Source organism: Mesorhizobium abyssinicae (genome assembly GCF_049887195.1).
Taxonomy (GTDB): Bacteria; Pseudomonadota; Alphaproteobacteria; order Rhizobiales; family Rhizobiaceae; genus Mesorhizobium; species Mesorhizobium abyssinicae.
Genome location: NZ_JARAKC010000003.1, coordinates 52082 through 72437 on the forward strand (window position 1 = coordinate 52082; position 20356 = coordinate 72437).

Below are 20356 nucleotides of genomic sequence, written 5' to 3' on the forward strand. Positions count from 1 at the left end.
CCGTCAGGCTGCCTGCTTGACCTCGCCCTTCGCGTACGGGTCGAAGCGCTGGTAGAAGGTTTCGCCTTTCTCGGCCATGTCGAGCAGCAGCTTGGGCGCCTTGAACTCGGCGCCGTACTTCTTCTGCAGGCCCTTGGCGATCTTGACGAACTGCTGCGCACCGATGCCGTCGATGTAGGACAGTGCGCCGCCGGTGAAGGGGGCGAAGCCGAAGGCGAGGATCGAGCCGACATCGGCCTCGCGCGGATCGGTGACGATGCCCTCTTCCATCACCCGCGCCGCTTCCAGTGCGATGGTGACCAGCAGGCGCTGCTTCAGCTCCTCATAGTCGATCTTCTCCGGCTTGAGCTGCGGGTAGAGATCCTTGAGGCCCGGCCACAGCTTCTTCTTCGCCGGCTTGGCCGGATAGTCGTAGAAGCCCTTGCCGTTCTTGCGGCCGAAGCGGCCATGCGTGTCGACCATGGTGTTGATCAGCGCCATCTGCTTCGGATCGACTGCCTTCTCGCCGATATCCCTGATCGTCTGCTTCATGATCTTCTGGGCAAGGTCGATCGCCGTCTCGTCGGTCAGCGCCAGCGGACCGACCGGCATGCCGGCCGCCTTGGCGGCGTTCTCGATCATCGGTGCCGGGACACCCTCGATCAGCATCTTGTAGGCTTCCGACATGTAGCGCAGGACGCAGCGGTTGACGTAGAAGCCGCGCGTGTCGTTGACGACGATCGGCGTCTTCTTGATGGCGCGCACGAAATCGATGGCGGTCGCCAGCGCCTTGTCGCCGGTCTTCTTGCCGAGGATGATCTCGACCAGCATCATTTTGTCGACCGGCGAGAAGAAGTGGATGCCGACAAAATTCTTCGGTCGCGCCGAATTCTTCGCCAGCGAGGTGATCGGGATGGTCGAGGTGTTGGAGGCGAAGATCGCCGACGACTTCAGCACCGCTTCGGCCTTTTCGGTGGCGCTCTTCTTGACGGCGGAATCCTCGAACACGGCCTCGACCACCAGATCGCAGCCGGCGAGGTCGGCATAGTCGGCCGTCGGCGTGATCAGCGACAGCAACTTGTCCTTCTCTTCGGGCTTGGCGCGGCCCTTCTTGACCTGATCAGAAATCAGGCTGTCGGAATGCGCCTTGCCCTTTTCTGCCGACTCCATGTCGCGGTCGAGCAGCACGACGGGAATGCCGGCCTTGGCCGTGACATAGGCGATGCCGGCGCCCATGAAGCCGGCGCCGAGGATGCCGATCTTCTTGAACTTGGTGTCCGGCACGCCGGCCGGGCGACGCGCGCCCTTGTTCAGTTCCTGCAGCGACACGAACAGCGAGCGGATCATCGCCGCCGCTTCCCTGGTCTGCATGATCTCGGTGAAATAACGCTGCTCGATCCTGAGCGCGGTGTCGAACGGCACCAGCAGGCCCTCATAGACGCATTTCAGGATCGCCGCGGCGGCCGGATAGTTGCCGAAGGTCTCGCGGCGCAGGATGGCGATGGCCGGCGGCCAGAGATTGGCGCCCGCCGCCGAATAGACCGGGCCGCCGGGCAGCTTGAAGCCCTTCTCGTCCCAGGGCGCCACCGGCTTCAGGCCGTTCTTGATCATCGCCTTGGCGGTCTCGACCAGCTTCGAAGGCTCGGCGATCTCGTGGATCAGGCCCATTGCCTTGGCCTTCTGCGGCGTGAGAGTCTGGCCGGTGGTCAGCATCTGCAGCGCCTGCTGCGGATCGGTCAGCCGCGGCACGCGCTGGGTGCCGCCGGCACCCGGGAAGATGCCGATCTTCACTTCCGGAAGCGCCATCTTCACCTTGTCGGAATCGGCAGCGACGCGGCCGTGGCAGGCGAGCGACATCTCGAAGGCGCCGCCCATGCAGGTGCCGTTGATCGCCGACACCCACGGCTTGCCGGAAGTCTCGATCTTGCGGAACAGGCCGGTCATGACGCCGGCATTGTCGAACAGGGCTTTGGTCGCCTTGCCCAAATCCTTTGCCTTGTCGGCGGCGAAGGCGCCCAGCATCTTCTGCAGCAAGGTGATGTCGGCACCGCCGGAGAAAGTATCCTTGCCGGAGGTGATGACCGCGCCCTTGATGGCCGCGCCGCCGGCGACATGGTCGACGATGGCGTTAAGCTCCCGCATCACCTCTTCGGTGAAGACGTTCATCGATCGATCCGGCATGTTCCAGGTGACCAGCGCAATGCCGTCGGCGTCCGTGTCGAGGGTGAAATTGGTGTAGCTCATCTTCTCTCTCCCCGTCAGACGCGTTCGATGATGGTGGCGGTGCCCATGCCGGCGCCGATGCAGAGCGTGACCAGCGCGGTGTTCAGGTCACGGCGCTCGAGCTCGTCGAGCACGGTGCCGAAGATCATGGCGCCGGTGGCACCGAGCGGATGGCCCATGGCGATCGCGCCGCCGTTGACGTTGATCTTGTCGTGCGGGATCTCGAAGGCCTGCATGTAGCGCAGCACCACCGAGGCGAAGGCCTCGTTGAGCTCGAACAGGTCGATGTCCGACAGCTTCATCTTGGCACGCTGCAAGAGCTTTTCGGTGACGTCGACCGGGCCGGTCAGCATCAGCACCGGCTCGGAGCCGATGTTGGCGAAGGCGCGGATGCGGGCGCGCGGCTTGATGCCCATCGCCTTGCCGGCCTTCTTGGAGCCGAGCAGGACGGCAGCGGCGCCATCGACGATGCCGGACGAGTTGCCGGCATGGTGGACGTGGTTGACCTCCTCGACTTCCGGGTGCTTTTGCACGGCAACCGCATCGAAGCCGCCCATTTCGCCAGGCATGACGAAGGACGGGTTGAGCGAGGCCAGCGATTGCATGTCGGTCGCCGGTCGCATGTGCTCGTCATGGTCGAGGATGGTCAGCCCATTCTGGTCCTTGATCGGGATCACCGAATTCTTGAAGCGGCCCTCGGACCAGGACTTGGCGGCGCGCTTCTGGCTCTCGACGGCATAGGCGTCGACATCGTCGCGGCTGAAGCCATACTTGGTGGCGATCAGGTCGGCCGAAATGCCCTGCGGCACGAACCAGCCGGGCAGGCCGACGGACGGATCCATGAACCAGGCGCCGCCGGACATGCCCATGCCGACGCGCGACATCGATTCGACGCCGCCGGCGATGACGATCTCGTCGGCACCCTGCGCGATCTTGGCGGCGCCGAAATTGATGGCGTCGAGACCGGAAGCGCAAAAGCGCGAGATCTGCATGCCGGGCGCCTTGGTGTCGTAGCCGGCCTCGAAGGCGGCGGCGCGCGGAATGACCGAGCCCGCCTCGCCGACCGGGTCGACGCAGCCGAAGATGATGTCGTCCACAGTGCCGGTGTCGAGGCCGTTGCGGTCGCGCAATGCTCCCAGTGTTTTGGCGGCGAGCCGCACCGCCGGCACCTCGTGCAGCGAGCCATCCTTCTTGCCCCTGCCGCGCGGCGTGCGCACGGCGTCATAGACGTAAGCTTCGGCCATTTTCCTGCTCCTTGGGTTTGCCGCTCGGCGCGCTCAGAGCGAGCGCCCGATCAGCAATTTCATGATCTCGTTGGTGCCGCCGTAAATGCGCTGGACGCGCGCGTCGCGGTACATGCGGGCGATCGGGTATTCATTCATGTAGCCATAGCCGCCGTGCAATTGAAGGCACTCGTCGACCACCTTGCCCTGCAGGTCGCTAAGCCAGTATTTGGCCATCGAGGCGGTGACCGGATCGAGGCCGCCATCGATGTGGCGGGCGACGCAGTCATTGTAGAAGACGCGACCGATCGTGGCCTCGGTCTTCAGCTCGGCCAGCTTGAACTGGGTGTTCTGGAAATCGATGACCGCCTTGCCGAAGGCCTTGCGCTCCTTGACGTAGTCGATGGTCAGGGCGAGCGCGCGCTCGATCATGGCAATGGCGCCGGTGCCGATCTGCAGCCGTTCCTGCGGCAGTTGCTGCATCAGTTGGACGAAGCCCTTGCCTTCCTCATGGCCGAGCAGGTTCGAGGTCGGCACGCGCACATCGTTGAAAAACAGTTCGGAGGTGTCGTTGGCCTTCAGGCCGATCTTGTCGAGGTTGCGGCCGCGCTGAAAACCTTCGACCTCGTCGGTCTCGACGACGATGAGCGAGGTGCCCTTGGCGCCCTTTTCCGGATCGGTCTTGGTGACGACGATGATCAGGTTGGCGAGTTGGCCGTTGGTGATGAAGGTCTTGGAGCCGCTGATCTTGTAGTGGTTGCCGTCCTTCTCGGCGCGCGTCTTGACGCCCTGCAGGTCGGAGCCGGCGCCGGGCTCGGTCATGGCGATGGCGCCGATCAGCTCGCCGGTCGCGAGCTTCGGCAGCCATTTCTTCTTCTGCTCCTCGGAGCCGTAATGGAGGATGTAGGGGGCGACGATCGAATTGTGCAGGCCGATGCCGAAACCGTCGACGCCGACATGGCCGATCGCCTCGATGATGGCGCTTTCATGCGCGAAGGTACCGCCAGAGCCGCCATACTCCTCCGGCATCGAGGCGCAGAGCAGGCCGGCCGCGCCTGCCTTCAGCCAGCTCTCGCGGTCGACCATCTCGTTCTTCTCGAACTCGTCGTAGCGCGGCGCGATCTCTTCCGACATGAAGCGCGACGCCATGTCGTAGAGCATGCCGACCTCGTCCGCCGCCCAGGCGGGTTTTGGCAAGCCAAGAATTTCGGCTGGATTTGTCATGCTACTTCCTCCGTTGCGCCGGCGTCCCCCTCCCCCTTGAGGGGAGGGTGGCCGCGAAGCGGTCGGGAGGGGTCGCCGGTGACACGCTCGGCCTTGTCCTTAACAAGCTGCGCCACATGCCATGCACTGTTGATGACATCAGGTTCGTCGATTCGGACGATGACGTAGCCGAGAGATTGCAGATAGGCATCGCGATTGATGTCATGGCGCTTTCCTGCTTCAGTTTCGTGCAGATCGCCGTCGACCTCGACGATCAGTTTGACCCTCGGACAAACGAAATCGACAATATATGGGCCGATCGGCGACTGCCGTCTGAACTTCAGGCCATCAGCGGCAAACTCGCGCAATTCATACCATAACAAGGACTCCGCCTTCGTCGCGTGGAGACGAAGCGAACGTGCCTTCTGCCGCATCTCGAAACTCACTCGCGTCCGAGGCATTGCTGTAGTCCTCCTCCCAGTGCGCATCCGTCAGAATGGCGTCGAGTTCGTCGCGGGCGACCCCTCCCGGCCGCTTCGCAGCCACCCTCCCCTCAAGGGGGAGGGGGACGCCCCACGATTTCTAGAACGCTTCCGCCGGCAGCGCCATTAGCGTGTCCGCGCCACTGGAAATGCGGGCAAGCCGCGTCGCCGTCTCCGGCATGATCCGCTCCATGAAGAAGCGCGCGGTCACCAGCTTGTTGTCGTAGAAGGACGCGGCGCCATTGGCGCCTTCCGCCAGCTTGACGCCCGCGGCCCTGGCCATCTGCGCCCACATATAGCCCAGCGCCACCAGGCCGAAGAGATGCATATAGTCGGTCGAGGCGGCGCCCGCATTGTCAGGCTTGGCCATGGCGTTCTGCACCAGCCACATGGTCGCCGCCTGCAGGTCGTTGAGACCTTTCTTCAGCGCCTTGGTGAAGGGCGCCAGCTTCTCGTCGGCGCGGTTCTCCTCGCAGAACTCGGCGACCTCCTTGAAGAAGGCCTGCACCGCGCGGCCGCCATTCTGCGCCAGCTTGCGGCCGACGAGGTCGAGCGCCTGGATGCCGTTGGCGCCCTCGTAGATCATGGCGATGCGGGCATCGCGCACGAACTGGCTCATGCCATGCTCTTCGATGTAGCCATGGCCGCCGAAGACCTGCTGCGCCATCACGGCGTGGTCGAAGCCCTTGTCGGTGAGCACGCCCTTGACCACCGGCGTCAGCAGGCCGGTGTAGTCGTCGGCCGCCTGGCGGTCCTTGTCGTCGCCGGCGCGGTGGGCGACGTCCGACTTGATCGCGGTCCACAGCGCCAGCGCGCGGCCAGCCTCGTTGAAAGCCTTCATGGTCATCAGCGAGCGGCGGATGTCGGGATGGACGATGATCGGGTCGGCCTTCTTGTCCGGCGCCTTGGCTCCGGACAGCGAACGGCCCTGCAGCCGGTCCTTGGCGTAGGAGACGGCGTTCTGGTAGGCGATCTCCGACAGGGAAAGCCCCTGCAGGCCGACGCCGAGCCGGGCCTCGTTCATCATCGTGAACATGGCCTTCAGCCCGCCATTGGCCTCGCCGAGCAGCGTGCCTTCGGCCTCGTCATAGTTCATGACACAGGTCGAATTGCCGTGGATGCCCATCTTTTCCTCGATCGAGCCGCAGGAGACGGTATTCCTCTGACCGGGATTGCCCGAGGCATCGAGCTTCAGCTTCGGCACGATGAACAGCGAAATGCCCTTCACGCCTTCCGGCGCCCCTTCGATGCGGGCCAGCACCAGGTGGACGATATTGTCCGACATGTCGTGCTCGCCGGCGGAGATGAAGATCTTCTGGCCGGAGATCCTGTAGGTGCCGTCGCCGTTCGGCACCGCCTTGGAGCGCAGCAGGCCGAGATCGGTGCCGCAATGCGGCTCGGTGAGATTCATGGTGCCGGTCCAGGCGCCCTCGACCAGCTTCGGCAGCCAGGTCGCCCTCTGCTCGTCGGTGCCGTGGGTGATGATGGCGGCGATGGCCCCTTGCGTCAGGCCCGGATACATCATCAGCGCCATGTTGGCAGAGACCATATATTCGGAGACCGCCGTGTGGACCGTGTAGGGCAGGCCCTGGCCGCCGAACTCGGCCGGCGCGGCGAGCCCCATCCAGCCACCCTCGCGATACTGGTCGAAAGCCTCCCTGAAGCCCTTGGGCGTCGTCACCGAGCCGTCGTCATGGCGCACGCAACCTTCCATGTCGCCGACACGGTTCAGCGGATGCATGACGTTCTCGGCAAGCTTGGCGCCTTCGGCAAGGATCGCCTCGAGGACATCGGGCGTCGCGTCGGAGAAGCCGGGAAGGTTGGAATAGCGCTGATAGCCCAGCACGTCGTTGAGCACGAACAGCGTGTCCTGGATCGGCGCCCTGTAGATCGTCATGCCTTCCTCCACCCTTGCGGTCTGGCCCTGCCAGCAAGTTCTCGATCAAAGCGCAGATCGGAGGCTGAGCCAATGTCGACGCTCCGATAGCAAATATTGACGTTTGCGTAAACGTCAATCTTGTCGCAGCCGGAAAATTTTCGATGCGTGGCCGGCAAAAGATAAAGAGCCGCGCGACCCAGGTCGCGCGGCTCTCATTCGTCATCTGCTTTGCCGGAAAGCGGCGAAGCGATTAACCGGCGGCGCTCGCCTGCGGCGCGCGATCCATCAGCATCTGGCGCACCGCCGTCATCGACGTGCTCAATTCGTTGATGGCGTCGTCGATCAGCGCCCGCTGCTTCTGCAAGCGGGCGAGCTGCTTCTCGGACTTGTCGAGCGCCAGCCGCAACTGCTTGGTGTTGGAGCCGGTCGGATCGTAGAGATCCATCATCTGCTTGACGTCGCGCAACGAGAACCCGACCTTGCGGCCGAGCAGGATCAGCTTCAGCCGTGCCCTGTCGCGGCGCGTGTAGAGACGGGTCGAACCGTCGCGCTTCGGGTTGAGCAGGCCCTTGTCCTCGTAGAAACGCAGCGTGCGCAACGTCACGCCGTATTTCTTGGCCATCTCGCCGATGCGGACAAGGTCCTCGCCGGTTTCAGTCGATATGTCATTGGTGTTGGCCGCGGCTTCGCCGGCCGAAACAAGTTTCATGGTCACTGGCTTTCCCCGTCTGGTGGCGCCGCGGTCCCGGACCTTGCGTCGCCTGAGTGGAAGCGGGGGCGTGCTTCCAGTCGTGGTTTCAACAAAAAAATCGCAAAAGGCGGGATCTGCGCACCTCTTACGTTTACGTCAATTCTATACCGATTGCCGGCTCATGACGCAAGGGCGTTCTAGGCTAAGAACGTTATGCCGCACCCATTGGCGGGCGATGCTGAAATCCGGAACGGTTTTTGCGGAGGCGCTCCGGGAACGGAAAGGCATATGCAAGTTCTTAAGCTTGGTTAACGCGTTGTTTACCACGTTGGGTGAAATGTGCGCATGTCGGTCACCCGTGGTTATCCTGTAGCGAATTTTTCACGGTTTTCGAAGCGCGGGCGAAAGGCCCGGGAGGTTTGGCCTCCGCCGCAGCAGAACCGCGCGGTCGCCTTCGTCCCGGCGGGACTTTGGGGAATCCGGCCAGGAGCCGGCCATTCTGAACACGGGCGCATCGATGAACAGCAAGCGGTCCTATCTCGATACTCTCAATGCCGGCAGGCAGCGCAGGCCGCACACCACGCTCGAGCAGCTGAACCGCTCGCTGGAAACGCTGGAGCAGCGGCTGGAGCGGACGCGCGAGGACACGGCCGAGCGCCTCGACCCTCGCAGCCAGCCGGAACCGCGCTACGCCAGCGCCCAGCCCTTTGGCCAACAGCCGCGCTGGTATGACGACCCGCAGCCGGCACCGCGGCCAAAAGCGCCGGCGCCGGCGGCGCCCGCCTTCGAACAGAACTACCAGGCGATCGCCCGCGACATCGACCGCGTGCGCGGCCAGGAGGACAGCGTCGCCGTGGTCGGCAAGATCGCCGGCGAGCTGCGCGGCCTGCGCGAGGAATTGCGTCACCAGATGACCGCCGGGCTGAAGCGCGAATTCGACGCGCTGCGCCAGGACATCGAGCGCGCCTTCCAGGCAAATGGCCAGGCGGGCAAGGGCAGCGCCGAGCTCGGCCTCGAATTCGAGCGGCTGTCCGGCGCCATCCAGACGCTGGCCGAGAAGAGCGACGACCGGAGCGTCAACCTGCTCAGGCTCGAGCTGGAGCAGGTCAAGGGCGCGCTGGACACGCTGGCGCGCGAGGAAAGCGTGCGCGCGGTCGACCGCCGCTGGGACGATTTCGACCGCCGCTGGAGCGCCTTCGAGGATCGCGTCGACGCCGACCAGCGCCAGCGCTCGGACAATCCGGGCCTGTCGGCGCTGACCGACCGGCTCGAGCAGATCAGCACTGCCGTCAACAACCTGCCGGAATCGCTGTCGCTGCGCTCGCTGGAAGAAAAGGTGCGCACGCTTGCCGGCGCCGTCGACCAGTTCGCCAGCCAGCAGGGCAATCGCGCCAGCGATACGTTCGGCATGATCGACGAGCGGTTGGACGAGATCTCGCGCGCCATCGTCGCCTCGACCGTCGCCGCGCAGGCCAATGCCTTCGACCCCGAACCCTTCGAGCGCATCGAGAAGCGGATCGCCTCGCTGGCGCAGCAGATCGAGGAAGTCACCCAGGCTCAGCCGGGCCGGGAGGTGATGGATCGGCTCAATCTCCTGTCGAGCCGCGTCGATGAGCTGGCCGCCCGCGCCAACCTGCCCGAGCAGGCGATGGACCGGCTCGGCAAGCAGATCGCGATGATCGCCGACAAGATCGACCACGCGCCGGCCATGCCCGACGCCGACTACATCTTCCAGGGGCTGGAACAGCGCTTCGACGCGCTGTCGGGGATGATGGAACGCCGGCAGGGCGACGCGATCGAGCAGGGCAACATGCTGTTTCGCGATCTCGAACGGCGGCTGGACGAAGTTGCCGACAGGCTGGATCAGCGCATGCCGCAGGCCGACAGCGCCGGCATCATGGACGCCATCGATGCCCGCTTCACCGCGCTCGCCAAGCGCCTGGAGACGCGCACGCCAGACCCCGCCAGCGAATTGGCGATCCGGGGCCTGGAAAGCCGGCTCGAAGACATCTCCAGCCGGCTGGAAACATCCGCCGCGCAGGTCGCCGGTATCGACCCGGCGCTGATCCGCAGCCTGGAGGCGCAAGTTTCCGGGCTTTCGGCGCATCTCACCAAGCCGGGCACGCCGCTGCCGGAATTCGAGGACATCAGCCCGCGCCTCAACGAGATCGAGAAGTCGCTGGCCGGAACGCGCGATTCGATCCTCAGCGCGGCCCGCGAGGCGGCCGAGAGTGCTGTGCGTTCGATGGCTGACACCAGCGCCAACACGGCGGCGGTCAGCGGCCTCGCGCAGGACCTGAAGACGCTCGAAGCCCTGACGCGCCGTTCCGACGAACGCAATTCGCGCACTTTCGAGGCCATCCACGACACGCTGCTCAAGATCGTCGACCGGCTGGGCTCGCTGGAGACCAGCGAGCCGGTGGAAGCCGTCAGCGAGCTCATCGATCCGCAGCCGATGGGCAAGCGCGCAGGACGCGGTTCCAAGATCGCGGTGCAGGATGCGCCGTCGATGGATATCGACCAGCCGCTGCCACTGTCCGGAGATATCGCGGATCTCGACACCCGCGCCGCCGCGATCCTGCGCAACGAACCGGTTGCGCGCGAAGAGCCGGCGCCACGTTCGCCGGCTGAAGCGGCGGCGGCCGCCGCCATGGCGGCGCTCGGTTCGGACACGATCACCGAAAAGAGCGAGAAGGCCGGCAAGAAGTCGATGTTCGGCGGACTGGCGCGCGCCTTCAGGGGCAAGAAGCAGGCGGAGACGCCGCCGCTCGCCGGTTCGGCGCCCGACATCGACGCCCCGAGCGTCGACCTCGACGAACCGCTCGATCCGAAATTCGCCAACCGCCCGCTGGAACCCGGTTCCGGCGCACCCGATCTCACCGCCATCATGAAGCGCGTGCGCGACGAGCGGGGCCCGCCGGTCAAGCGCAACGAGAGCGATGCGGCAAAGTCCGACTTCATTGCCGCGGCAAGGCGCGCAGCGCAAGCCGCCGCCGCCGAGGCCGACGCGCTGAAGCGCCAGTCGACGATGGGCGGCCCGGTCAAGGCGCTCAGGATCGGCGACCTGCTCAAGGCCCGGCGCAAGCCGATCCTGATGGCAGCGGCCGCGATCATGCTGGCGCTTGCCGGCCTGCAGCTTGGCAAGGCCTTCTTCTCCGATCCCGCGCCGGTCGCCAGCAACGATGCCGCGCCGATCGTTGCCGCGCAGCCGGTGGAGACCGCTTCACTCAATGCCACCGCCGAACCGAAGACCAACGCCGCGCCGAAGATAGAGACCGCCGCCGAGGACGCTCCGGCGCGCGCCGTGCGGCAAGCCGAACCGGTGAAGGATGCGGCGCCGGCGCAGACCGCCGCCGCGTTGCCGATGGACGCAAATACGGTGATGGATGCCGCGCCCGCCGCCGCTGAACCGGCGCCGGCGCCGATGGCTTCGGCCGCGCCGGCTGCGACCACGGCACCAGCACCGGACGTTACTGCCTCGGCGCCTGCGATGCCGGCTACGGATGCCGACGCCGACACCGCGCCGATGGCCACGGCGCCGGCCGCCACGCCGACGGTCCCCGACACCACGGGCGCTGTTCCGCCCGCCGGCAGCGCGCCCCAGGCGGCCGCGAAGATCGACATTCCGGCCGACGCCGGTCCGCCGGCCCTGCGCGACGCCGCCGCCGGCGGCGATGCCAAGGCGCTGTTCGAGGTCGGCTCGCGCTATGCCGAATCGCGCGGCGTCAAGGAGGACATGAAGGCCGCGGCCAAGTGGTACGAGAAGTCCGCCGAGCTCGGCTTCGCGCCGGCCGAATACCGCATCGGCAATTTCTACGAGAAGGGGATCGGCGTCACCCGCGACATCAAGAAGGCCAAGACCTTCTACCAGCTTGCCGCCGAACAGGGTAACGCCAGCGCCATGCACAATCTCGCCGTGCTGTTCGCCATGGCGGCGGATGGCGTCACCGACAATGAATCGGCGGCGCACTGGTTCCAGGCGGCGGCCGACCTCGGCGTCAAGGACAGCCAGTTCAACCTCGGCATCCTGGCGGCCAAGGGCGTCGGCATGAAGCAGAACCTGGAGGAATCCTACAAATGGTTCGCGCTCGTCGCCAAGACCGGCGACAAGGATGCTGCGTCCAAGCGCGACGAGATCGCCAATGCGCTGCGTCCGGAGCAGCTGGAGCGGGCGCGCGCCGCCACGGAATTGTGGAAGCCGAAGCCGATCGACCAGGCGGCCAACTCGGCCGACATCCCCGAATCCTGGCAGGACGGCACGCCGCAGACGACCGCCAGCATCGACATGAAGAAGGCGGTCAAGAATATCCAGCTGATCCTCAACAAGAACGGCTATGAGGCCGGCGGCGCCGACGGCGTGATGGGCGACAAGACCAAGACCGCGATCATGGCCTTCCAGACCGACAACAAGTTGAAACCGACCGGCGAGGTCGACGAACAACTGGTCAAGGCGCTGCTGGCGCGCAAATAACGGCAGATGCGTCGCTTCCGCGATGCCTTGCCACACATTTGCCTGTTAACTGATTGAGATGCTTTTTTGTTTCGACGCGGCGGCGGGGTTTGCTCCCCGCCGCCGCGTCGGCGCAAGAAAAAATTGGCTTTTCGGTGCGAGACTGCACGCTGCGGCTGCATCGCCGACAGGCAAACTGATCGAGACTGACGGGTGGGCATCTATCTCCCGATCGCGGAAATTTCCGTCAACGTCTTCGTGCTGCTGGCCATGGGGGCGGCGGTTGGCTTTCTGTCGGGCATGTTCGGGGTGGGCGGCGGCTTCCTCATCACGCCGCTGCTGATCTTCTACAACATCCCGCCGGCGATCGCCGTCGCCACCGGCGCCAACCAGGTCATCGCCTCCTCCTTCTCCGGCGCGCTGTCGCACATGAAGCGCGGCACGCTCGACTTCAAGCTCGGCGGTGTGCTGCTCGCGGGCGGCATCGTCGGCTCGACCGGCGGCGTCTATGTCTTTGCCGTGCTGCGCCGGCTCGGCCAGCTCGATCTCTTCATCTCGCTGCTCTACGTCGCGCTGCTCGGCACCGTCGGCGGGCTGATGCTGGTCGAGAGCGTCAATGCGCTGCGCGCCACCCGCAGCGGCGCCGCGCCCGTGCTGAAGAAATCCGGCCAGCACAACTGGATCCACCGGCTGCCGCTGAAGATGCGCTTCCGCGCCTCGAAGCTGTTCGTCAGCGTCATCCCGGTGCTCGGGCTCGGCGCCGGCATCGGCTTCCTGTCGTCGATCATGGGCGTCGGCGGCGGCTTCATCATGGTGCCGGCGCTGATCTATCTCTTGAAAGTGCCGACCAACGTCGTCATCGGCACCTCGCTGTTCCAGATCATCTTCACCTCGGCCTACACCACCCTGGTGCACGCCACCACCAACCAGACGGTCGACGTGATGCTCGCCTTCCTGCTGATGGCGGGCGGTGTCGCCGGCGCGCAATATGGCGCCAAGGCCGGCCAGAAGCTGCGCGGCGAGCAGCTCAGGGCATTGCTGGCAATGCTGGTTCTCGCCGTTGCCATCCGCCTGGCGATCGATCTCTTCGTGACCCCGCCCAATCTCTATTCGCTTTCCGCGGCGGGCCTGAACTGATGGCGGGGTGGAAGGGGTTCGCGGCCGCCGCCTTGCTTCTGCTCGTCGCGGCCGCGTCGCCGACGGCGGCGCAAACCCCGCCGGTCGAAGGCATCCAGATCGGCCTGTCGACCGACGCCGTCTCGATCACCGCCGGGTTTTCCGGCGCCGACCTCACCATCTTCGGGTCGCTGGAAAATCCCGATCCGCTGGTCGCGCGCCAGGGGCGCTACGACGTCATCGTCGTGCTCGAGGGGCCGCCGCGACCGGTGGTGGTGCGGCGCAAGGACCGGGTGCTCGGCGTCTGGATCAATCTGGAGTCGGAGACGTTCGAGAATGTGCCGGTGTCCTATTCGGTGGCCACGACGCGGCCGCTGCAGGACATCACCGAACCGAACAGCTACAAGCAGCTGTCGCTCGGCTCGGCCAACCTCTACATGAAGCCCGCCGACGAGACCGATAGCCCGGCGACGATCGAGGAGTTCACCGCCGCACTTCGCGATCGCAAGAAGGCGACCGGGCTCTACAGCGAAAATGTCGGCGGCGTGCAGTTCCTGTCGCAGAACCTGTTCCGCGCCACGGTCAGGCTGGCGCCCGACGTTCCGGTCGGCACCCACAAGGCGCGCGCCTTCCTGTTCAAGAGCGGCATGTTCATCAAGGAAAGCTCGGCCCAGCTCGAAATCCGCAAATCCGGTTTCGAGCAGTCGATCTTCCGCGTCGCGCACGATTATTCCTTCCTGTACGGCGTCTTCGCGGTATCGCTCGCCATGCTTACCGGCTGGCTGGGGCGGCTGGTCTTCCGCAAGGATTGAGCTCGCCGAGGGAAAGAGGCTTTCCCTTTTTTCGATGATGCGATAAACCGCCGCCTCCCAAGGCAAACACGCACATTCAATTCGGCAGAGCGGTCCGGCCATCCGGACGTCCGCGCCTTTGCCGGCGCCGACGATCCGCTGCGACGAAACCAATGACAGGAGGCTGCTATGCAATCAGCATTCGGCGGCATCGATTTCGGCACGTCCAATTCCACCGTGGGCGTGATCCGGAACGGGCAGGCGCGATTGATAGCGCTGGAAGGTGAACAGCCTACATTGCCAAGCGCTGTCTTCTTCAACTTCGAGGACGGCCACACCTATTTCGGCCGCCGCGCCATCAGCGACTACACCGACAGCATCGAGGGACGGCTGATGCGGTCCCTGAAGAGCGTGCTCGGCAGCTCGCTCGCTCACGAGAAGACGCGGATCAAGGCGCGCCTGATCGGCTTCACCGACATCATCGGCTTCTTCATCGCCCATCTGAAGCAGCGGCTGGAAGAGGACGCTTGCACTTCGGTCGAGACGATCGTGCTCGGTCGCCCGGTACAGTTCGTCGACGATGACGCCGAGGCCGATGCGAGGGCGCAGGGGGAGCTTGAAAAGGCGGCGCGGGCGCAAGGGTTCAAGCACATCGCGTTCCAGTTCGAGCCGATCGCGGCGGCGCTCGACTACGAACAGAAGGTTGCCCGGGAGGAACTGGCGCTGATCGTCGACATGGGCGGCGGCACGTCCGACTTCTCGGTGGTCCGGGTCTCGCCCGAACGCGCGCGCTCGGCCGATCGCAAGGGCGACATCCTGGCCAACCGCGGCATCCATATCGGTGGCACCGATTTCGACCGGCTGCTCAGCATCGCCCACGTCATGCCCGAGCTCGGCTATCTGACGCCGACCAAGGACGGCAAGCGCAACCTGCCGGCGAGCTATTTCATCGATCTGGCGACCTGGCAGCGCATCAATCTCGTCTATACCGCGAAGGCGATGACGGACCTGAGGCAGATCCGCTTCGAGGCCGAGCGCGCCGATCTCGTCGGCCGATTCATCCATATCGTCGAGCACCGCTACGGACACGCGATCGCAGGCCTGGTCGAAAGGGCCAAGATCGCGCTGACGGATCAGTCCTCAGCCGAGGTGAGGGTCTCGCTGCCCGGCGCACGCTTCGCGGCCGAGATCACGCGCGGCGGCCTGGAGGCAACGATCGGGGACGACATCGAGCGGGTGACCGCGACGGTCCGGCAGACGATCGCCGACGCCGGTGTCGACGCCTCCGCCATAACCGCCGTGTTCCTGACCGGCGGCTCGACCGCGATCCCGCTCGCCAAACGCCAGATCCTTTCGTTGGTGCCGCAGGCCTCCGTCATCGAGGGCGACATGTTCGGCTCGGTCGGGCTCGGGCTGGCGCTGGATGCGCAGCAGAAATTCGCCTGAGACGCTTCTTCCCGATCAGCCCCTGCTCAGCGGCGGCAAGTCCGCTTTTCCACCCAGATGCGCCCGCAGCGCCATCTGGGCGAGGCTCGGCTGACGGTCGCGGTGGGTGATGATGGCGAAGTCGCGCTTCGGCAGGTCGATCGGCACCGACCGCAAGCTGCCTTCGGCCACGGCGCGGCCGACGACGAGTTCCGAGATGATGGTGGCGCCGGCGCCCGCCTCGACCGCCTGGCGGATCGCCTCGTTGCTCGGCAGGACGAGGAATATCCTGAGATCGGCGAACGGCACCGCCTCGCGGCGCGCGAGATCTTCCAGCGCCTCGCGCGTGCCGGAGCCGCCTTCCCTGATGATCCAGCGCAGTTCCCTGATATCGGGGTGGCCGCGCCCATGCTCGGCGATTTTCGGGTGCGTGGGGGCGACGACCAGCAGCAGCCGATCCACATCGACCTTGGCGCGGCGCAGGATGTCGGATTCGGTGCGCCCCTCGACCAGGCCGAAATCCGCCGTGCCGTCGAGCACATGGGTCTCGACCTGGCTGGTGTTGCCGATGCTGACATTCAGCCTGACGGCAGGATAGGCCTCGTGGAAGGCAGCCAGCCGGCGTGGCAGCCAGTAGCTGGCGATGGTCTGGCTGGCAGCGATCGACAGGCTGCCGGTGACCGTCTGAGAGACATGCTCCAGCACATTGCTGGCGGCGGCAGCGCGCTCCAGCACCGCCTTGGCCTCGGGCAGGAACCTGCGCCCGGTCTGCGCCAGCTCGATGTTGCGGCCGACGCGGTCGAACAGCCGCACCCCATGCTGCTGCTCGAGCGCGCGAATGGCAGCCGAGGCGGCCGACTGCGAGATACCCAGAAGCTCGGCCGCCTTGGTCATGTGGCCGCGCTCGGCGACGGCGACGAAGATGCGCAACTGTTCAAGGGTCATGTGCAATTAAGAAGCAAAATCGATCGGAATTACAAGAGCAACTTGTTAGACAGATCGATTGCTTTGTTCTAAGTTTTCACTGGATGTTGGAAAAAATTGGCGGCCGCGCCGCAAGAGTTGGAAATGATGGGGCGCTTCAAATCGCTGTTCGCGCACTGGACCCGTGGCCTGAAGCGGCGGCTCGCCAGCGATCGCTACCACCCTGAACAGCACTATATGCGCGGTCCCGGGCCGAAGACGAAAGCCAAGATCGCGAGCCGCCAGAGCATCCGGGAACAATGAGCCACGGCGCGCCGCGCGGCGCAAATTCCGCCCCGTCGCAGCGGCCGCTGGCCGACACGCGCGCGCCCGACGAGGGCGACGGCGTCGACACTTCGCCAGGCGTCTCCGACCGGATCGCCAAGACCACCTGCTATATGTGCGCCTGCCGCTGCGGCATCGACGTCCATATCAAGGACGGCAAGGTCCGCTATATCAACGGCAACAAGGACCATCCGGTCAATCGCGGCGTGATCTGCGGCAAAGGCAGCGCCGGCATCATGCAGCACTACAGTCCGGCGCGGCTGATGAAGCCGCTGTTGCGCAGCGGCCCGCGCGGCTCGGGCGAATTCCGTGAGATCGAATGGGAGGAAGCCTTCTCGATCGCGACCGAGCGGCTCTCGGCGATACGCCGGAGCGATCCCAAGAAGCTCGCCTTCTTCACCGGACGCGACCAGTCGCAATCCCTGACCGGCTGGTGGGCAAGCCAGTTCGGCACGCCGAACTTCGCCGCCCATGGCGGCTTCTGCTCGGTCAACATGGCGGCCGGCGGCCTCTACACGATCGGCGGCTCGTTCTGGGAGTTCGGCGAGCCCGACTGGGACAACACGAAATACTTCATGCTCTTCGGCGTCGCCGAGGACCATGATTCCAACCCGATCAAGATCGGCCTCGGCAAACTCAAGGCGCGCGGCGCCAAGGTCGTCTCGATCAATCCGTGCCGCACCGGCTACAACGCCATCGCCGACGACTGGATCGGCATCAGGCCGGGCACCGACGGCCTGTTCGTGCTGGCGCTTGTCCACGAGCTGCTCAAGGCCGGCCGCGTCGATCTCGACTATCTGCTGCGCTACACCAACGCCCATGTGCTCGTCATCCAGGAGCCGGGAGCCTCCGATGACGGGCTCTTCGTTCGCGACGCCGCCGGCCATCCGCTCGCCTGGGACAGGGTTGCGAAGACCCCGGTCCGGGCTGCCGACCCCAACGCGAAACCGGCGCTGACCGGCAGCCATACGGTCAACGACCGCCGCTGCGTTCCGGTGTTCCAGCTCCTTGCCGACCGCTATCTCAACGACAGCTATTCGCCCGACGCCGTCGCCGGCCGCTGCGGCGTCAGCGCCGACACGATCCGCCGGATCGCGGCGGAGCTGGCGCATGTCGCCTTCGAGCAGGCGATCGAACTGCCGGTGGCCTGGACAGACTGGGCCGGGCGCCGGCACGAGACGATCAAGGGGCGGCCGATCTCCATGCACGCCATGCGCGGCATCTCGGCCCATTCCAACGGTTTTCACACCTGCCGCGCCATTCATCTGCTGCAGGTGCTGCTCGGCACCGTGGACGTGCCGGGCGGCTTCCGCTTCAAGCCGCCCTATCCGCGCCCGGCGCCGCCCGGGCCGAAGCCGGCCGGCAAGGACGTGCGGCCGATGACGCCGCTGGAAGGCATGCCGCTCGGCTTCGTCTGCGGGCCGGATGACCTGTTGGTCGACGGGGCCGGCACGCCGACACGCATCGACAAGGCCTATTCCTGGGAGGCGCCTTTAGCCGCGCACGGCCTGATGCACTCGGTCATCCGCAATGCCTGGGCGGGTGATCCCTACCCGATCGACACGCTATTGATGTACATGTCGAACATGGCTTGGAATTCCTCGATGAACACGGTCGAGACGATTCGTATGCTGACCGACAAGGATGCGTCGGGCGACTACAAGATCCCCTTCATCATCTATTCCGACGCCTACTACTCGGAGACCGTGCCGTTCGCCGATCTGGTGCTGCCGGACACCACCTATCTCGAGCGGCATGACTGCATCAGCCTGCTCGACCGGCCGATCAGCCATGCCGACGGGCCAGGCGATGCGATCCGCCATCCCGTCGTCGAGCCGGATCGCGACGTCAGGCCGTTCCAGTCGGTGATGATCGAGCTCGGCGCGCGGCTCGGCCTGCCCGGTTTCGTCAACGCCGACGGCTTGGCCAAGTACCGCGACTATGCCGACTACATCGTCAACCACGAGCGCACGCCGGGCATCGGTCCGCTCGCCGGCTGGCGCGGAAAGGACGGAAGCTCGATCGGCAGAGGCGAAGCCAATCCCGATCAATTGCAGCGCTACATCGACAATGGCGGCTTCTGGCACCACGATTTTTCCGCCGACCAGCGTTATTACAAGATGGGCAACCGCGCCTATCTCGACTTCGCGGCTGAGATGGGCTTCATCGCCAAGGCCGAGCCAATCGTCTTCCAGCTCTATTCCGAGCCGATGCAGCGCTTCCGGCTGGCCGCGCGCGGCCATGGGAAAGTGCAGCCGCCGGCGGCTGAACGCGGCCGCATCGAAGCCTACATGGACCCGCTGCCGTTCTGGTACGCGCCATTCGAGGAAGACGCCGTCGACCTCGAACAATATCCGCTGCATGCGCTGACGCAGAGGCCGATGCACATGTACCATTCCTGGGGCTCGCAGAATGCGTGGCTGAGGCAGATCACCAGCCAGAACCGGCTGTTCGTGCATGCCAAGACCGCCGCAGATCTCGGCCTTGTCGACGACGACTGGGTATGGATCGAGAGCGTCAACGGCCGGGTGAAGGGACAGATCAAGCTGGTCGACGGCGTCAACCCCGACACGGTGTGGACCTGGAACGCCATCGGCAAGCGGCGCGGCAGCTGGGGACTGAAAGACGATGCGGCGGAGAGCAATCGCGGCTTCCTGCTCAACCACATCATCGGCGACCAGACCGCGGCGGACGCCAGCGGCAAGCGCTATTCGAACTCCGATCCCGTGACGGGACAGGCGGCATGGTTCGACGTCCGGGTGCGGATCGTCAAATGCGCGGCGGAGGAAGCGGGCTTCACCGAGCCGCAGTTCGAGCGCTTCCGAGAGCCGCCGCGCTTCCAGCCCTCGCCTGACATGCTTCAGTTCGGCGCCGAATTCCGCATGAAGAGGGAAGCCGCCGAATGACCTGCCTTCCCGCGCAAACCGACAAGAAGCTCGGCCTGGTGATCGACCTCGACACCTGCGTCGGCTGTCAGGCCTGCGTCACCGCCTGCAAGGAATGGAACACCGGCGGCCATATGGCGCCGCTGACCGATATCGATCCCTATGGCGGACATGTCGACGGCGTCTGGTTCAACCGCGTGCACGCTTATGAGCACACGACCGAGATGGGCGGGCGCACCGTCAACTTCCCGCGCTCCTGCCTGCATTGCGAGACGCCGGCCTGCGTCACCGTCTGCCCGACGGGCGCCTCCTACAAGCGGGCGTCGGACGGCATCGTGCTGGTCGACGAGGACAAATGCATCGGCTGCAAACTGTGCAGCTGGGCCTGCCCCTACGGCGCGCGCGAGTTCGACACGCAGGTCGGCGTGATGAAGAAATGCACGCTCTGCGTCGACCGCATCTACAACGACAATCTGGCCGAGGAGGACCGCGTGCCGGCCTGCGTGGCGGCCTGCCCGACCAGCGCCCGCCATTTCGGCGATCTCGGCGATCCGGCGTCAGCCGTATCGCAGCTGGTGACGGCGCGCGGCGGCGTCGACCTGATGCCGGAACTCGGCTACCGCCCGACCAACAAGTATCTGCCGCCGCGCGCCCATACGGAACGCGCCGCCAAGGTGCCGGCGCCGGCGCTGGAGCCGGTGCGGGCCGAGGGCGGCTTCCTCGGCTGGATCGACCGCATGCTTTCGAACTAGCATTCCTGC

14 protein-coding genes are annotated in these 20356 nt (G+C 65.5%); 7 read left to right on the forward strand and 7 right to left on the reverse strand.

Going from position 1 to position 20356, the window contains the following annotated elements; genetic code table 11:
* Positions 1-3 precede the first annotated feature (3 nt).
* The 6 genes from PU724_RS08355 to PU724_RS08380 form a co-directional block, all read right to left on the reverse strand.
* A complete protein-coding gene (locus tag PU724_RS08355) occupies positions 4-2223 on the reverse strand; it encodes a 3-hydroxyacyl-CoA dehydrogenase NAD-binding domain-containing protein (protein WP_354420188.1) in 2220 nt (739 codons plus the stop codon).
* A 14-nt stretch (positions 2224-2237) separates the two neighbouring features.
* Positions 2238-3446, reverse strand: a complete 1209-nt coding sequence (locus PU724_RS08360; protein WP_127285340.1) for an acetyl-CoA C-acetyltransferase — start codon at positions 3444-3446, stop codon at positions 2238-2240.
* Positions 3447-3479: 33 nt separating this feature from the next.
* Positions 3480-4649, reverse strand: a complete 1170-nt coding sequence (locus PU724_RS08365; RefSeq protein WP_127310798.1) for an acyl-CoA dehydrogenase family protein — start codon at positions 4647-4649, stop codon at positions 3480-3482.
* The gene (locus tag PU724_RS08370) at positions 4646-5062 is read right to left on the reverse strand and encodes an endonuclease domain-containing protein (protein WP_320319784.1); all 417 of its coding nucleotides are present in this window, start codon (positions 5060-5062) and stop codon (positions 4646-4648) included. Before PU724_RS08370 ends, PU724_RS08365 begins: the two co-directional genes overlap by 4 nt.
* Before the next feature lie 148 nt (positions 5063-5210).
* Entirely contained in the window at positions 5211-7007 is a 1797-nt protein-coding gene (locus PU724_RS08375; RefSeq protein WP_127285336.1) for an acyl-CoA dehydrogenase, read from the reverse strand.
* 232 nt (positions 7008-7239) lie between these two features.
* Positions 7240-7698 (reverse strand): MerR family transcriptional regulator, encoded by a 459-nt coding sequence (locus tag PU724_RS08380; protein ID WP_127285335.1) that lies wholly within the window; start codon positions 7696-7698, stop codon positions 7240-7242.
* 499 nt (positions 7699-8197) lie between these two features.
* Here PU724_RS08380 and PU724_RS08385 point away from each other — a divergent pair, with 499 nt between their 5' ends.
* The 4 genes from PU724_RS08385 to PU724_RS08400 all read left to right on the forward strand — a co-directional run bounded on the left by PU724_RS08385 (position 8198) and on the right by PU724_RS08400 (position 15483).
* Positions 8198-12151, forward strand: a complete 3954-nt coding sequence (locus PU724_RS08385) for a peptidoglycan-binding protein (protein WP_354420189.1) — start codon at positions 8198-8200, stop codon at positions 12149-12151.
* A 192-nt stretch (positions 12152-12343) separates the two neighbouring features.
* Positions 12344-13267: a sulfite exporter TauE/SafE family protein gene (locus PU724_RS08390; protein ID WP_135857545.1), complete on the forward strand. Its 924-nt coding sequence runs from the start codon at positions 12344-12346 to the stop codon at positions 13265-13267.
* Positions 13267-14058, forward strand: a complete 792-nt coding sequence (locus PU724_RS08395) for a TIGR02186 family protein (RefSeq protein WP_128272663.1) — start codon at positions 13267-13269, stop codon at positions 14056-14058. The genes PU724_RS08390 and PU724_RS08395 overlap by 1 nt, the downstream gene beginning before the upstream one ends.
* Before the next feature lie 168 nt (positions 14059-14226).
* Entirely contained in the window at positions 14227-15483 is a 1257-nt protein-coding gene (locus tag PU724_RS08400; RefSeq protein WP_354420190.1) for an Hsp70 family protein, read from the forward strand.
* A 15-nt stretch (positions 15484-15498) separates the two neighbouring features.
* Here PU724_RS08400 and PU724_RS08405 read toward each other — a convergent pair whose 3' ends face one another.
* Positions 15499-16407: a LysR family transcriptional regulator gene (locus PU724_RS08405; RefSeq protein WP_127393354.1), complete on the reverse strand. Its 909-nt coding sequence runs from the start codon at positions 16405-16407 to the stop codon at positions 15499-15501.
* A 96-nt stretch (positions 16408-16503) separates the two neighbouring features.
* Here PU724_RS08405 and PU724_RS08410 point away from each other — a divergent pair, with 96 nt between their 5' ends.
* From PU724_RS08410 to PU724_RS08420, 3 genes are read left to right on the forward strand one after another with little or no spacing between them, the layout of a single operon-like run.
* Entirely contained in the window at positions 16504-16689 is a 186-nt protein-coding gene (locus tag PU724_RS08410; protein WP_127285692.1) for a hypothetical protein, read from the forward strand.
* Positions 16686-19616: a molybdopterin oxidoreductase family protein gene (locus tag PU724_RS08415; protein WP_354420191.1), complete on the forward strand. Its 2931-nt coding sequence runs from the start codon at positions 16686-16688 to the stop codon at positions 19614-19616. The genes PU724_RS08410 and PU724_RS08415 overlap by 4 nt, the downstream gene beginning before the upstream one ends.
* Positions 19613-20347 carry a 4Fe-4S dicluster domain-containing protein gene (locus tag PU724_RS08420; protein WP_127391119.1) on the forward strand — a complete coding sequence of 245 codons (735 nt, stop codon included), beginning with the start codon at positions 19613-19615 and terminating at the stop codon, positions 20345-20347. The genes PU724_RS08415 and PU724_RS08420 overlap by 4 nt, the downstream gene beginning before the upstream one ends.
* Positions 20348-20356 lie beyond the last annotated feature (9 nt).

Bases quoted from the DNA above. Each gene is read 5' to 3' on its own strand.
- PU724_RS08355 (WP_354420188.1), bottom strand. From the start codon at position 2,223: ATGAGCTACACCAATTTCACCCTCGACACGGACGCCGACGGCATTGCG.
- PU724_RS08360 (WP_127285340.1), bottom strand. From the start codon at position 3,446: ATGGCCGAAGCTTACGTCTATGACGCCGTGCGCACGCCGCGCGGCAGG.
- PU724_RS08365 (WP_127310798.1), bottom strand. From the start codon at position 4,649: ATGACAAATCCAGCCGAAATTCTTGGCTTGCCAAAACCCGCCTGGGCG.
- PU724_RS08370 (WP_320319784.1), bottom strand. From the start codon at position 5,062: ATGCGGCAGAAGGCACGTTCGCTTCGTCTCCACGCGACGAAGGCGGAG.
- PU724_RS08375 (WP_127285336.1), bottom strand. From the start codon at position 7,007: ATGACGATCTACAGGGCGCCGATCCAGGACACGCTGTTCGTGCTCAAC.
- PU724_RS08380 (WP_127285335.1), bottom strand. From the start codon at position 7,698: ATGAAACTTGTTTCGGCCGGCGAAGCCGCGGCCAACACCAATGACATA.
- PU724_RS08385 (WP_354420189.1), top strand. From the start codon at position 8,198: ATGAACAGCAAGCGGTCCTATCTCGATACTCTCAATGCCGGCAGGCAG.
- PU724_RS08395 (WP_128272663.1), top strand. From the start codon at position 13,267: ATGGCGGGGTGGAAGGGGTTCGCGGCCGCCGCCTTGCTTCTGCTCGTC.
- PU724_RS08400 (WP_354420190.1), top strand. From the start codon at position 14,227: ATGCAATCAGCATTCGGCGGCATCGATTTCGGCACGTCCAATTCCACC.
- PU724_RS08405 (WP_127393354.1), bottom strand. From the start codon at position 16,407: ATGACCCTTGAACAGTTGCGCATCTTCGTCGCCGTCGCCGAGCGCGGC.
- PU724_RS08415 (WP_354420191.1), top strand. From the start codon at position 16,686: ATGAGCCACGGCGCGCCGCGCGGCGCAAATTCCGCCCCGTCGCAGCGG.
- PU724_RS08420 (WP_127391119.1), top strand. From the start codon at position 19,613: ATGACCTGCCTTCCCGCGCAAACCGACAAGAAGCTCGGCCTGGTGATC.